The organism is Neptunicoccus cionae (assembly GCF_014643735.1).
GTDB lineage: Bacteria > Pseudomonadota > Alphaproteobacteria > Rhodobacterales > Rhodobacteraceae > Amylibacter > Amylibacter cionae.
In genome coordinates this window covers 104,935-117,956 of record NZ_BMKA01000003.1, presented here as the reverse complement: position 1 = coordinate 117,956, position 13,022 = coordinate 104,935, and the positions used below count along the sequence as shown (strand labels likewise).

Here is a 13,022-nt window from a genome sequence, read left to right as displayed (position 1 = left end):
GGGGGGGAAGAGACCAAAGGGCGCAGGCTAAAGCAGCCCCCATTTGCGGAACAGCCAGACCAGCAGGCCGCCCATTACCACCAAACCGATGGTGACAAGGGCAAAGGCGCTCGGGTTTTCGGTGCCTGGAATGCCGCCCACATTAATCCCGAGCAATCCGGTGATCAGGCCAAGAGGCAGGAAGATCGCCGCCACTGATGACAGGATGAACATTTGGCGGTTCATGGTTTCAGACCGTTTGTCGAGAATCTGATCGTGTACCACCTGTGCGCGGTCGCGGATCGCGTCGAGTTCTTCGGACAAAAGGGTAATCCGCTCCGTCGCTTCGCGCAGGCGGGCGAGGTCGGCGTCTGACAGCCAGTTAAAGTCCTCAATCAATAAGGTCGTGAGCGCATCCCTTTGCGGCATCATATAGCGGCGCAGGGTAATCGCGGCGCGGCGGATTTCCCCGAGGCTGCTGCGGTCGGGCAGGGTGCCTTCGTCCAGAAGGGTTTCCTCTATCCCGTCTAGCTGCTCGTTCAATTCGGACACTGTCGGTTCTGCACGATCCGCAAGCCGCTGGGTCAGCCGCCCGAGAAAATCACCCGGAGAATGGGCGGTGGGGCCGCTGGCAGCGGATGTCTGGATGTCTTCCAGCGCGCGCAGCCGCCGTTGTGCGTAACTGATGATGCAATGTTGCGTGACCCACAGCCGGATGGACACCATATCCTCGGCCCGTGCGCCTTCGTTCAGGTTCACACCGCGCAGGATAATCACCGCGCCGTTGCCGTGGGGAGTACAGCGGGGGCGGGTATCCTCTGCACTGATCGCGGCTTCGATCATCGGGGGCAGATCGGCCTTTGCCAGCCAAAGGGGGGTAGCAGGATCATCCTTGACCAGATGCACCCAGAGAAACCCGCTGTCTGGGATAGCAGGCGTCGTATTCAGGTCTAGCGCGACAGCCGCGCCGGACCCGTCAAACAGGAAGGCGCAACTGGTGTGAGGGGCGGGGGCATTTGTCGGGGTGTTCATTGAATGACATTGCCCGTCCGGCAGTGCGATGTCATCCTTAAAATCAGACGCGCTGAGCAGGTTGAGCCAGCCCAAACCCGTGTAAAATAATCAAGAACTACTTTCGCCAGAGTGGTCGGCGGTTTATTGTGCACAATTGTATACCGGAACCCTTGCAGGACTCAGCAAAATGGTGCATTGACGGGCCAGCCAGTTCTATACATCCAGTTTCGGAGGACCAATATGACCGTATCCGTCGGCAACGATACCAGCAAAACCCGCAAAACCCTCAGCGTTGATGGCGTTTCTGTGGACTATTACTCAATTCCTGCGGCGCAAGAAGCCGGTCTCGGGGATTTCACCAATCTGCCAGCTGCGTTGAAGGTTGTTCTGGAAAACATGCTGCGCTTTGAAGATGACGGGCGCACGGTTTCTGTGGACGACATCAAAGCATTCGCAAAATGGGGCGCGAACGGCGGGAAAAACCCGCGTGAGATCGCCTACCGTCCGGCCCGCGTTCTGATGCAGGACTTCACCGGTGTTCCGGCGGTTGTGGATCTGGCAGCAATGCGTGACGGGATCGTTGCACTGGGTGGTGACGCGGAACAAATTAACCCGCTGAACCCGGTTGATCTGGTCATCGACCACTCGGTTATGATCGACGAATTTGGCAACCCGCGGGCGTTCCAGATGAACGTGGACCGCGAATACGAACGCAACATGGAGCGTTATACCTTCCTGAAATGGGGCCAAAGCGCGTTTAACAACTTCCGCGTTGTACCACCGGGCACAGGCATCTGCCACCAGGTAAACCTTGAGTATTTGTCCCAAACTGTTTGGACTGACACAGACCAAGACGGCGTGGAAGTGGCCTATCCTGACACGCTCGTCGGGACAGACAGCCACACAACAATGGTGAACGGCGCGGCTGTTCTGGGTTGGGGCGTTGGCGGGATCGAAGCCGAAGCAGCCATGCTCGGCCAACCGATTTCCATGCTGATCCCTGAAGTTGTCGGGTTCGAACTGACCGGCGCGATGCTGGAAGGCACAACCGGGACTGACCTTGTGCTCAAAGTTGTTGAGATGCTGCGCGAAAAAGGCGTTGTCGGCAAATTTGTCGAATTCTACGGCTCCGGTCTGGATAAACTGCCACTGGCTGACCGCGCGACCATTGCGAACATGGCACCGGAATACGGCGCGACCTGTGGTTTCTTCCCGATCGATGCAGAAACCCTGCGTTACCTGCGCACAACCGGTCGAGATGAGGCGCGCATCAAGCTGGTCGAAGCCTACGCCAAGGAAAACGGCATGTGGCGCGACGCGGATTACGCACCGATCTACACCGACACGCTGTCCCTTGATATGGGCACTATCGTTCCGGCGATTTCCGGTCCGAAACGCCCGCAAGACTACATTGCACTGAACAAGGCGAGCACAACCTTCACCCAGTATGTGAAGGGCGAGCGGTCAGCAAAAGACACCAGCGAGCGTTCGGAAGTGCGTTGGGAAGGTGAGGGCGGACAGCCAGAGCCACAGGATATTCCAGGTGATGAAGGCCACCACCAACGCGGCTATGTCGCCACTGAAGATGGTAACTACCAGCTGCATGACGGGTCTATCGTAATTGCGTCCATCACATCCTGTACCAACACATCCAACCCGTATGTGATGATCGGTGCCGGTCTTGTGGCGCGTAAAGCCCGCGAAAAGGGTCTGACCCGCAAGCCTTGGGTGAAAACATCCCTTGCACCGGGCAGCCAAGTGGTTTCCGCCTATCTGGAAGCAGCTAACCTGCAAGAAGATTTGGACGCCATCGGCTTTAACCTTGTGGGTTACGGCTGTACGACCTGTATCGGGAACTCCGGTCCGCTGGAGCCTGAAATCTCCAAGGCGATCAACGACTATGACCTGATTGCAACGTCGATCCTGTCTGGCAACCGGAACTTTGAGGGGCGGATCAGCCCTGATGTGCGCGCCAACTATCTGGCCTCTCCGCCACTAGTTGTTGCTTACTCTCTGGTGGGGGACATGAATGTGGACATCACCACTGAAGTTCTCGGTCAGGACAAAGACGGCAATGATGTTTACCTCAAAGACATCTGGCCTTCCACACAGGAAGTTGCCGAGCTGGTCGAGCAAACCGTGACCCGTGAAGCCTTCCTTGAAAAATACGCTTCCGTATTTGAAGGCGACGAGAAATGGCAGGCCGTTGATACAACTGACAGCCTGACCTACGACTGGCCTGCTTCGTCCACTTACGTGCGTAACCCGCCGTATTTCCAAGGCATGTCCAAAGATCCTGCTTCTGAAATCAGCAGCATCGAAGGCGCCAAGGTTCTGGCATTGCTGGGCGATATGATCACAACCGACCATATTTCCCCTGCGGGTTCGTTCAAACAGTCCACACCGGCTGGTCAATATTTGACAGACCACCAAGTGCCTGTGCGTGAATTCAACTCTTATGGCTCCCGTCGCGGGAACCACGAAGTGATGATGCGCGGCACCTTTGCCAACATCCGTATCAAGAACGAGATGCTGGACGGTGTTGAAGGGGGTTACACCAAAGGGACCGATGGCGAGCAAACCTCGATCTATGACGCAGCGATGGCTCATCAGGCCAACGACACGCCGCTGGTGATCTTTGGTGGTGTTCAATACGGTGCGGGTTCCAGCCGTGACTGGGCCGCCAAAGGCACAGCGCTTCTGGGTGTTAAAGCCGTGATCGCTGAAAGCTTCGAACGTATCCACCGCTCCAACCTCGTTGGGATGGGTGTTGTACCGTTCGAGTTCACAGGTGACGATACACGCAAATCGCTGGATCTGACCGGTGAGGAAACTGTTTCGATTAAGGGTCTGGAAACTGTGAAGCCGTTGCAAGACGTGCTGTGTTCCATCACCTATCCAAACGGCGATGTGAAAGAGATCACACTGAAGTGTCGTATCGATACCGAAGTTGAAATCGACTACATCAAGAACGGTGGCGTTCTGCACTATGTGCTGCGCAATCTGGCAAAATCTGCCTGATCTAACTGTTAAAGAAATGAAAGGAAAAGGCGCCCATTGCGGCGCCTTTTTTGCGTGGTGAGGGTGGAATTTGGATATTTGAACCAAAAAGAGCCGTGGCGGTTTGCCCTGTTTTTAAGGTGTGGAAAGGACCGCGCGGTGCAGTTCTGCGCCGGTGTAGGTTTTCTGTCCGCCGGCGCTGGCGGATTTGACCAGTTCCACCAGCTTGGTGTTTACGGGCGCGATCTGGCCCGTTGCAGTGGCGAGATCGACGATCTCTCCGTTGATTGTGTCGATTTCGGTCGGCTTCCCAGCCGCCAGATCTTGCGCCATTGAAGTTTGTGACTGCGGGTCCAGTTTTTGCAGACGCAGGGCAACGGTGTTGAACAACCAGTCAGGCGCGCGCAGCATTTGCACGATCCGGTTTGCGGGCAGGGGACCGGATTTTGCATGGGCGATTTGTGCGCCCTCGTAAACATCCAGCGCTTCCTGAAGGGCTGCGGCATAGACCAGACGATAGGGACGTTCCCGCAGTTGGTGGTAGAGAGACTTTCCTGAGAGCGCGTTCACCGGATTGTTCAGGTTTAGCAGCAGCTTACCGTATTGCACCGCGCGGATGTCATCGCTGAGACTTATGCCGGAGCCGCCAATTGCTGCGCTAAGGGCGCGGGTTGCAGGGGAGCGTTCTAGAATGACCTCTCCAACGGAGGAGCGGCGCAGGGTGCTGGCATTGCGCCACACCACGTTGAACGGCACCATCCCTGCGCTGATCTCCCGTTCGGGCAAAGCGGCTGCTAATCTGCGGACGGGCGCGATGCCGTTGAGCAGACACAAAACGGGTGTATGGCTTGCGCTGAATGTGCTGATCTGAGAAACGGCTGCGTCCAATGCCGTTGATTTGACCGTCAGCACGATGAGACCAGCATTCGCGAGAACGGCAGGTTCGGTCGTGACCTTTGGGTTCCGGGCCAGCTCTGCGCCGGTGAAATCAGGGCCGCCTTCCACCGCAAAGCCTGTGTCGTTCAGCGAGAGTAGCCTGTCCCGACCAAGCAGAGTAACCGGCACCCCCGCAGCGGCCCATTGCGCGCCAAGGTAACATCCAATGGCACCAGCGCCCAGAATTACGACAGGGGATTCGGGTGAGATCATGCCATCCGTCCAAAGTTACATCGGGTTTGCTTTATCCTAAGCCCCTTCAGCCCTGCAGCGATAGCCGGAAGACGGGCTTTGTAACATAAACCTCTCGAAACCTTTATTGGTCAAATAGGGGCGAAGAGGTTTATAAAAGACTTAACAGACTTTGATGCGAGCACAGTTCATGCGCAGATTTCTGGCCGCTATGGCCATTTCCACAACCGGTTTAATTCAGACAGCGCAGGCGGATGGCGCGTTGGTTCTGGTAGAGCTTTACACCTCTCAGGGATGTTCTTCCTGTCCGGAAGCGGATGAGATCCTGTCAGAGATCGCGCAACGGGATGACGTGCTCGCGCTGGGTTTGCATGTGGATTACTGGGACTATTTGGGGTGGCAGGATCATCTGGCCCAACCGGAATTTGCAGAGCGTCAGGCGGCGTTTAATACGAAAATGGATAGCAAGTACCGGCTTGTGACGCCGCAGATGATCTTTAACGGGCGGGACTATGTCGCGGGTGCCAAACGTCAGAAAATACTCGACTATATTGAGATGCTCTCGGACGAACCGGAGCGGGCGCGCGTTGTGCTGTCACGGGATGGCGGTGCGCTTAAGATCGTTATCACCCCGATAGAAGGGCAGTCTGTGCCGTCCGACGTTCATGTGGTTTCATTCGAGCCGAGTGTTGAAGTGAAGATCGAACACGGGGAGAACGCAGGTCGCCATATGGACTACGTGAATACCGTGACGGACTGGTCTACTGTCGACCAGTGGGATGGCGCGACCCCGATGAGCCTGACCTATCCGGTAGAGGAATCTGCCCATTATGCGGTGGTTGTGCAGTCCGAAAACCTCGGCCCTGTGCTTGCGGCGCGGCGGTCGGATTAATACCGCTGCGCTTTAGGTTGTGACCGCTTTTTTCGCGCCAAAACTCTCTCGATACCAGACATAAACGCCTGCAAAGACGATCACTGCGCCACCAATAACCGTGGCGCGGTCGGGGACTTCTGCAAAGAACATATAGGCCCAAAAAGCGTTGAATAGCAGGGTTAGATAGCCAAAAGGCGCAAGGTATGACGCCTCGGTAATGGTGAAGGCGCGGATCAGGAACAGGTGGCCGATGCCGCCGACAACACCCATCATCGACATACGACCCACATCAACCAGTGATGGTGTCGACCAGACGAAGGGGACGATAAAGCAACTGGCGATGCAGCCGATCAAAGCTGTGTAGAGGAAACTGGTCCAGGGGCTTTCTTCCTGCCCCAGAAAACGGGTGGAAATCGCGTAGCCACTGAAACAGGCGGCGGCCAGTGCAGGCAGCAGGGCAACCGGCGTGAATACGTCAGATCCGGGGCGGATGATAATCATGGCTCCGATCAGGCCGATAAAAACCCCGATCCAGCGGCGCGGGCCGACCTTTTCCTTGAGGACGAAATAACCGGCAATGGTCAGGAACAGGGGCGCGATCTCAAATATTGCAGTGGCGGATGCCATTTCCATAAAAGCCAGTGACGTAAAGAAGCACATCGTAGCGCCGAACAGAAAAGCCGAGCGAACAATCTGCAGCATTAAATGATCTGTGCGTAAAAGGCGTCGCAGATGCGGTGAGAGCACCAGAAAGGCGATCACGGTTTGCGCGGTGTAACGGGCCCAGACGACTTCCAGCGGGTGATGCCTTTGGGACAGCGACTTCGCAATACTGTCCATGATGGAAAACAAAAAGATAGTGAGGATGAACATCAGCGCACCCTTGGCCAGCGGTCCAAGCCCGCTCCAATACCGGTTAAGCGCAGCCATTACAGGTGCCGCGCGACGGCGACGCCGATCATTGCATCGCGGCTGACAAGATCTGCCAACGCGGTTTCGTCCATTCCGTCGGTGCCGTCGGGACGCTGCGGAACCACCAGATAGCGCATGTCAGCGGTGCTGTCGTGGACACGAACCTGCACAGAATCGGGCAGTTCCAGTCCAAATTCGGACAGCACTTTACGCGGTGTTTTCACCACGCGAGAGCGATAGGCCCGTTGTTTGTACCAATCCGGCGGCAGGCCCAGCAGATTGCGCGGATAACACGAACACAGCGTGCAAACGACAACGTTATGCACCGCTGACGTGTTTTCCACCGCGATCAGTTTCAGGACGCCCGGTTCAACACCTAATTCACGGATAGCCTCGGTGCCGTTTTCAAGCAGGCGCGCTTTGAAAGCGGGGTCAACCCAAGCCCGCGCCACAACCTTTGCACCATCCGCAGGGGAGCGGCGATCCATTTGTTCTACTGTCGCTGTGATTTCCGCAGCCGTGATAATACCTTTTTCTATCAGCAATTCACGCATAGCAATTTCCATTGTTTGCCAGCGGGTTATCTTGTGATCCTGATCCGGTTGATACGGATGCCCCGAAGGGCTGAGCCCGTCGGTCTCGTGCGAATGGTCGTGGTGGTCATGTGGCATTGATCGGATCCAACCAGTGTTCGTAAATTTCAGCTTCTAGGATATCGGCAGGGTTTTCCGCTTCTGCCCCCCAGAGCTCACCCATCGTAAAGCGGACCCGCAGCAGTCGGCGGCGGCTAGCTTTGTGTCCGTAGGCGAGTTCTTCGGGATTGGCGAACGGACCGAGTTCCCGCTCTATCTCTCCGGTTTTTCCGCGCAGATAGTGTGGTGCGCGTATATGGCCGGGGGGGTGCCAGTCCTTGACACGCACTCTTTGCGGTTGGCCCATCACTCGCCCGGTCCGGCGCATTCGCCGTAAGTTTCGCCACGGGATTGGACCTGCTCCATCCGTTCAGCCAGTTCAGCGATCGTATAAGCGCCGGCCTCCAGCAGGTTCTGGTTCACAGATTGCACCCAGCGTTCGTAATAGGTCATGGTTTCAAAGGCTTCTTCGCCCATATCCTCCAACACGCGGCGCAGGCCGTCCACGGTGAAGTACCCCTTAGTAGAGGTCAGCACCTGCAAGGCATCAACACGCTTTTCCCAAAGGGCAAAATCGTGCTCTTCGCGATTGATCTCTCCGGCGGGCTGGCCACCCATATCATGCCAGCGGTGTATTTTATCCGTTTCCATAAGCTGACGTTAGGGGAGTTGGATTGCAGGGGCAAGCCACGTAACGTAGGGTAAGATAACAACGAGAGATTTCATGACAACGCACCCGCCACTTGACTACATCCCGCGCATTCGCGCCTATTATCAAGCGCTTGGCTATGGTGCGCCTTATGAATGGGCGGTTCATGAAACAGTGCCGTTCACGCCGCTTGCCACATCGTTGGGCGCGGCGCGTATCGGGATTGTTACCACGGCAGCCCCGATAAAGGCGGGCGCGGGAGAGCAGGGCGCGGGTGCGCCGTATAACGGGGCGGCGAAGTTTTTCGAACCTTTCGCTGCGACTGTGGACCCTGAACCGGTGCTTGGCATATCCCACATCGCTTATGATCGTGTGCACACGACTGCGGCGGACCAGCGGAGTTATTTTCCGTTGCAAGCCCTGCAAAAGCTGGCCGCCGCCGGAGAAATCGGAGCAGTTGCACAGCGGTTTTACGGGCTCCCCACCAACCGGTCCCAGTCGCGCACGCGCGCGGATGCCGAGGCGCTGGTCGGATTTGCGCAGGAAGATGCGCTCGACGGGGTTGTTCTCGTGCCGAATTGCCCGGTCTGCCATCAGTCAGTTTCGATTGCGGCACACACGCTGGAAGCGGCCGGCGTTCCAACGGTGGTCATGGGCTGCGCGCGGGATATTGTTGAACGTGTCGGGGTGCCTCGGCTGTTGTTCTGCAACTTTCCTCTGGGGAACGGTGCTGGTTTGCCCGATAATCCGGACGCGCAGCTGGAAACAGCCCGCATGGCGGTGCAGCTTTTGGCTGATGCCACGGCACCGCGAACAACACGTCAGTCGCCAATCGTCTGGTCCGGCGAGGCAGATTGGCAGAAGGATTATTCCAATCCCGATTTGCTGAGCGCGGCAGAGATTGCCGCCAAACGGGCGGAATTTGATCGGGTCAAGGAACAGGCCAAAGCCGTGAAGGCAAAATAAAAGGCGCCCGAAGGCGCCTTAAAATCTTGGTATCTCCGAATATAGGAGCTGCCGCTTACTTGCTGACGGGGCCGATCATCATAATCATCTGACGACCTTCCATCTTGGGCATATTTTCCACTTTACCGGCCTCGGCTTCTGTCACAGCATCCGCAACGCGGTGCAAAAGTTCCGAGCCCAAACGCTGGTGCGCCATTTCACGACCACGGAAACGCAGGGTGATCTTCACCTTGTCGCCATTGCCCAGAAACTTGAAAACATTACGCATTTTCACATCAAAGTCATTGTTATCCGTGTTCGGACGGAATTTGACTTCCTTAACTTCGATGATCTTTTGCTTCTTGCGGGCTTCGGACTCGCGCTTTTGCTGTTCGTATTTGAACTTGCCGAAGTCCATAATCTTACAGACAGGCGGCTTGGCGTTTGGCGAGATCTCAACCAGATCCAGACCGGCTTGGGCAGCGAGTTCTCTACCCTTCGCTGGCGTCACAACGCCGACGTTTTCGCCTTCTGCTCCGATAAGACGGATTTCATTGGAGGTAATGCGTTCATTGACGCGGGGGCCAGTGTCGCGCTGTGGTGGCGCGTGATGAGGTCTGCGGGCTATCGGTTTCTAGTCCTTTGTAGCTTTAAAATGTGCCTATTATGTAGCCCTGCACTGCGAAAGGTTCAACCTCCCATTTTTAATAGGCCCCGAAAACACTTGGTGCCGTCGGAATTAGGGGTATCATTCCAATTAGGTCTTGCAAGCCTCGCCCAAATCCCCAAGCTGAAAAGCGCATTATCGCCACCACCGGTGTTGGGGTGGCCTGTTAAAAGACCAAGGGATGGAAATGAAAAAGATTGCTGGATTTATCGCGCTTGCGCTGATCGTGCTGATTGCTGTTTGGGGGGTCGTCGACAAAAACTCGCGGGACCGTCAGGCTGTGTTTGAGGCGGCAAAGAACGAAGCGGAGTCAGCGCAGGTTGCAGCACAAACCGCCGTGCAGACACAAGCCGACGCAGTTGCGCGGGCCGAAGCCGCCGGTGCTGCGGTAGAAACAGCCCAACAGCGGGTGGCAACGAGCGAGGCGGCAGTTAAGGCGGCACAAGAAGCTGTCGCTGCGGCCGAAGAGGCGGTGTCTGCTGCGGAGGCTGCACTTCCCGAAGCTGAAACCCAAGTTGAGACAACAGCGCAGGCAACACAGGTTGCACGCGATGCAGTCCAAGAAGAGTCGCTGGACGCGCCAATGGAAACGCTAGAAGGGGCGAAAGCCGCCTACGCCAAAGCACAGGACGATGTTACCGCCGCACAATCCGCCCTAGACGCGGCTGAGGCCGAAGGTCAGGACGAGCTGGCCCAAGAAGCCGTAGCAGAGCGTGAAATGAGCAGCGCAGTTGCCACCGCCGAGGCCTCTGCCGGTCCCGCCCACAATGCCCGAAACGTGGCCGAGCAGGCGGAAGAAAACGCCGCCGCCGCCGAAGAAAAGCTGGCGGAACTGGAATCACAGGTTGGTTCCAGCGATGGTGCTGAAACCCAAGCGGCGATCGACGAAACACTGCTCGACCAGACCCGAACAGCAGCAGAGACCGCCCGAGACGCTGCGCGGGCCACACAAGAAGCCCTCGAAGCCGCCGAAGCCAAAGCGCAAAGCGATCAGGCCCAAGCAGATGCAGCCCAACAGCGTTTGAATGCGGCAAGCGAAGCCGCACAGGGCTTCAAGGATGCCATCGCTGCCGCACAAGCCGCTGTAACCGATGCAGAAGCCGCAGCAGAGCAGCGCCGCGCCGAACTGGCACAGGCCCAGTCCGAGTATGACACAGCGGCCACACTGGTCAGTGAGGCCGAAACCGCAGCCGGTGAAGCCTCTAACACGCAGGCCCAAGCAGAAGCTGCGCTGCAAACTGCAAGGGAAGCCATCGAAACAGCCCAGTCTAGCCTGCAGCAAGCCCAAGCCGAACTGAACGCGGCACAGCAGGCAGAAACGGACGCCCGCGCAGACGTTGAAACGGCCCAAACCCAAGCTTCAAACGCGCAGGAGGAAGCGGCAGAAGCAACGGAACAGGCCGCCGCCCGCCAGACTGCTGCGGACGAGGCCAAAGGCCGTTATGAGGCGCTCCAGTAACCTCGGATGTTATAATACCTGATGAAGTGTGAAAATTATCTTAACACAAGAGCGGCGGCAGTTTTGTCGCCGCTTTGGAATGTGGTGTGAATTGAAATTTAATTAGTTAAAGCAACCACTTGTACCTAAGGAATCCGCACTGACTTGCGTTCATACCGGGTCTCGTCCTGCGTTTCATCATCATAGGTAATCCTGATTGTAACCGCCTTGATCGTATCGGGCGGGAAGCCAGTGTAGATATTTTGATCGTCTGCCAGCACGTTCGGATTGGGCAGGTCTTCGTCACAATGACCAATCGGCCAGTCCTTAAAGGTTTCTTCATCATTCAGGCTGTAGGCTATAGATGTCAGACCGCAACGCCACGACAGGAGGTGTGTAAAATACAATAAATCCTGCCCACCGTATTCGCGCACAGCGATCCAGTTGGCTTTGGTGGCAGTCAGGATCGGTTTAATCTGGGCGGCAGTCAGAAACTTGCCCTGCGCCATTGCGGTTTGGGGCAGGGATAAAGCGAGCAAAGGCATTAAGGCTGCGATTTTTAGGATCGGGAAACGGGACAAGCCATTGTTCGGCTTGGACACAGGCATTCTCGGGCTTTGGTAAAATGGGAAGATTCTGCACATATCGGGTCCTCTCTATTAGGAAACTCTGCGCGACTTAGGGAGATTTGCAAGAAATTTCGCATGACGGGTCCGACTCCATTCCATTGTTTGCCCCGATTGGCTATAGATCGGCAAAACCAAAACGGGCAGTGACAGTGGCACAAGACTATAATGTTTTTGCAATCGTGCAGGGCGGACGACTTGAATATGAGGCGGTCCTTTTCGTCGCCTCGTTTTTTGACAAGAACCCGAATTTCACCGGGCGCTTGATTCTGGGAGAGCCGCAACCTTCAGAACGCTGGGAGTACGACCCGCGGATTCAGAACCCGCAGGTGCGCCGCCTTTTGCAAGACCTTGGCGCGGAAATTATCCCGTTCCAGAACGGGGTTTTTGGCAGCCGATATCCGAACGGCAACAAGATTATCGGCCTGACAGCTTTACCCGACAACGAGCCGTTCGTTTTCTTTGACACCGATACGATTTTCACGGGTCGTCTGAATGCTGTCCCATTTGATTTTGACCGTCCCACGGCCTCCATGAAGCGGGAAAACACCTGGCCGGAGGTTGATCTTTATGGTCCGGGTTACGGTGAAATGTGGAAGTCGCTCTATGATAAATTCGAACTGGATTATGCCAGTTCGCTGGATCTGTCACAGCCTGACGAATATTGGAAACGCTATCTCTATTTCAACGCCGGGTGGTTTTTCTACAAGGATCCCGCTGAATTTGCGACGTATTTTACCCATTATGCCAGCGAGATCGAGAGAGACCCGCCGTGGCAGATCGAGACTCAACAGCTTTATCCATGGCTGGATCAGATCGCGCTGCCGCTGGTGATCCACAAATTGGGTGGCGCGCGGGATACGTTGCCGTCCGGTCTGCTTGATGGGGAGGTCAGTTGGCATTACCGCTACCTGCCGCTGCTATACGCGACAGCGCCGGATGAGACGGTCGAGGTGTTAGAAAAGGTGCTTGCCCCGAATCCGATCAAGAAGGTCGTGAAAGCCCACGAACCGTTCCGCCGTCTGGTGTTTCAGGGCAAGGGGCGCAAGTTGCGGGACATGTTTGATCGGGACAACCTGCCGCGCAAGGAACAGGCGATCCGTCAGCAGATTAAAAAGGCCAATATGTGGTATCGCTAACCGGCGCGAACGCCGTCGC

Annotated in this window: 13 protein-coding genes; 5 read left to right on the top strand and 8 right to left on the bottom strand. The window is 56.4% G+C overall.

Going from position 1 to position 13,022, the window contains the following annotated elements; all coding sequences use genetic code 11:
* Window positions 1-27: 27 nt before the first annotated feature.
* The gene (locus tag IEX10_RS11435) at window positions 28-1,011 is read right to left on the bottom strand and encodes a zinc transporter ZntB (RefSeq protein ID WP_188675131.1); all 984 of its coding nucleotides are present in this window, start codon (window positions 1,009-1,011) and stop codon (window positions 28-30) included.
* A gap of 222 nt (window positions 1,012-1,233) precedes the next feature.
* On the opposite strand from IEX10_RS11435, the gene acnA reads away from it, so the two are divergent.
* Window positions 1,234-4,014: an aconitate hydratase AcnA gene (gene acnA / locus IEX10_RS11430; RefSeq protein ID WP_188675128.1), complete on the top strand. Its 2,781-nt coding sequence runs from the start codon at window positions 1,234-1,236 to the stop codon at window positions 4,012-4,014.
* A gap of 114 nt (window positions 4,015-4,128) precedes the next feature.
* Here the strand turns inward: acnA and IEX10_RS11425 are convergent, their stop codons facing one another.
* Window positions 4,129-5,142: a 2-dehydropantoate 2-reductase gene (locus IEX10_RS11425; protein ID WP_188675126.1), complete on the bottom strand. Its 1,014-nt coding sequence runs from the start codon at window positions 5,140-5,142 to the stop codon at window positions 4,129-4,131.
* 169 nt (window positions 5,143-5,311) lie between these two features.
* Here IEX10_RS11425 and IEX10_RS11420 point away from each other — a divergent pair, with 169 nt between their 5' ends.
* On the top strand, window positions 5,312-6,013 hold the full coding sequence (locus IEX10_RS11420; protein WP_188675122.1) for a DUF1223 domain-containing protein: 702 nt from the start codon (window positions 5,312-5,314) through the stop codon (window positions 6,011-6,013).
* A 12-nt stretch (window positions 6,014-6,025) separates the two neighbouring features.
* Here IEX10_RS11420 and IEX10_RS11415 read toward each other — a convergent pair whose 3' ends face one another.
* From IEX10_RS11415 to IEX10_RS20110, 4 genes are read right to left on the bottom strand one after another with little or no spacing between them, the layout of a single operon-like run.
* Window positions 6,026-6,925, bottom strand: a complete 900-nt coding sequence (locus tag IEX10_RS11415) for a DMT family transporter (protein WP_188675119.1) — start codon at window positions 6,923-6,925, stop codon at window positions 6,026-6,028.
* Complete coding sequence (gene nthA / locus IEX10_RS11410) at window positions 6,925-7,578, bottom strand: nitrile hydratase subunit alpha (RefSeq protein ID WP_188675116.1); 654 nt, start codon at window positions 7,576-7,578, stop codon at window positions 6,925-6,927. The genes IEX10_RS11415 and nthA overlap by 1 nt, the downstream gene beginning before the upstream one ends.
* On the bottom strand, window positions 7,568-7,846 hold the full coding sequence (locus tag IEX10_RS20115; protein ID WP_188675112.1) for an SH3-like domain-containing protein: 279 nt from the start codon (window positions 7,844-7,846) through the stop codon (window positions 7,568-7,570). Before IEX10_RS20115 ends, nthA begins: the two co-directional genes overlap by 11 nt.
* Window positions 7,846-8,190 carry an SH3-like domain-containing protein gene (locus tag IEX10_RS20110; RefSeq protein ID WP_268237045.1) on the bottom strand — a complete coding sequence of 115 codons (345 nt, stop codon included), beginning with the start codon at window positions 8,188-8,190 and terminating at the stop codon, window positions 7,846-7,848. The genes IEX10_RS20115 and IEX10_RS20110 overlap by 1 nt, the downstream gene beginning before the upstream one ends.
* A gap of 73 nt (window positions 8,191-8,263) precedes the next feature.
* Between IEX10_RS20110 and IEX10_RS11395 the strand changes: the two genes are divergently transcribed.
* Window positions 8,264-9,154: a glycine reductase gene (locus tag IEX10_RS11395; protein WP_188675108.1), complete on the top strand. Its 891-nt coding sequence runs from the start codon at window positions 8,264-8,266 to the stop codon at window positions 9,152-9,154.
* 55 nt (window positions 9,155-9,209) lie between these two features.
* Here IEX10_RS11395 and infC read toward each other — a convergent pair whose 3' ends face one another.
* The gene (gene infC, locus IEX10_RS11390; protein WP_188676405.1) at window positions 9,210-9,761 is read right to left on the bottom strand and encodes a translation initiation factor IF-3; all 552 of its coding nucleotides are present in this window, start codon (window positions 9,759-9,761) and stop codon (window positions 9,210-9,212) included.
* A 226-nt stretch (window positions 9,762-9,987) separates the two neighbouring features.
* Between infC and IEX10_RS11385 the strand changes: the two genes are divergently transcribed.
* The gene (locus IEX10_RS11385; RefSeq protein ID WP_188675104.1) at window positions 9,988-11,259 is read left to right on the top strand and encodes a coiled-coil domain-containing protein; all 1,272 of its coding nucleotides are present in this window, start codon (window positions 9,988-9,990) and stop codon (window positions 11,257-11,259) included.
* A 125-nt stretch (window positions 11,260-11,384) separates the two neighbouring features.
* Here the strand turns inward: IEX10_RS11385 and IEX10_RS11380 are convergent, their stop codons facing one another.
* Window positions 11,385-11,882 carry a hypothetical protein gene (locus tag IEX10_RS11380; RefSeq protein ID WP_188675101.1) on the bottom strand — a complete coding sequence of 166 codons (498 nt, stop codon included), beginning with the start codon at window positions 11,880-11,882 and terminating at the stop codon, window positions 11,385-11,387.
* Between the two features lie 95 nt (window positions 11,883-11,977).
* Here IEX10_RS11380 and IEX10_RS11375 point away from each other — a divergent pair, with 95 nt between their 5' ends.
* A complete protein-coding gene (locus IEX10_RS11375) occupies window positions 11,978-13,003 on the top strand; it encodes a GT-B fold glycosyltransferase domain-containing protein (RefSeq protein WP_373287486.1) in 1,026 nt (341 codons plus the stop codon).
* Window positions 13,004-13,022 lie beyond the last annotated feature (19 nt).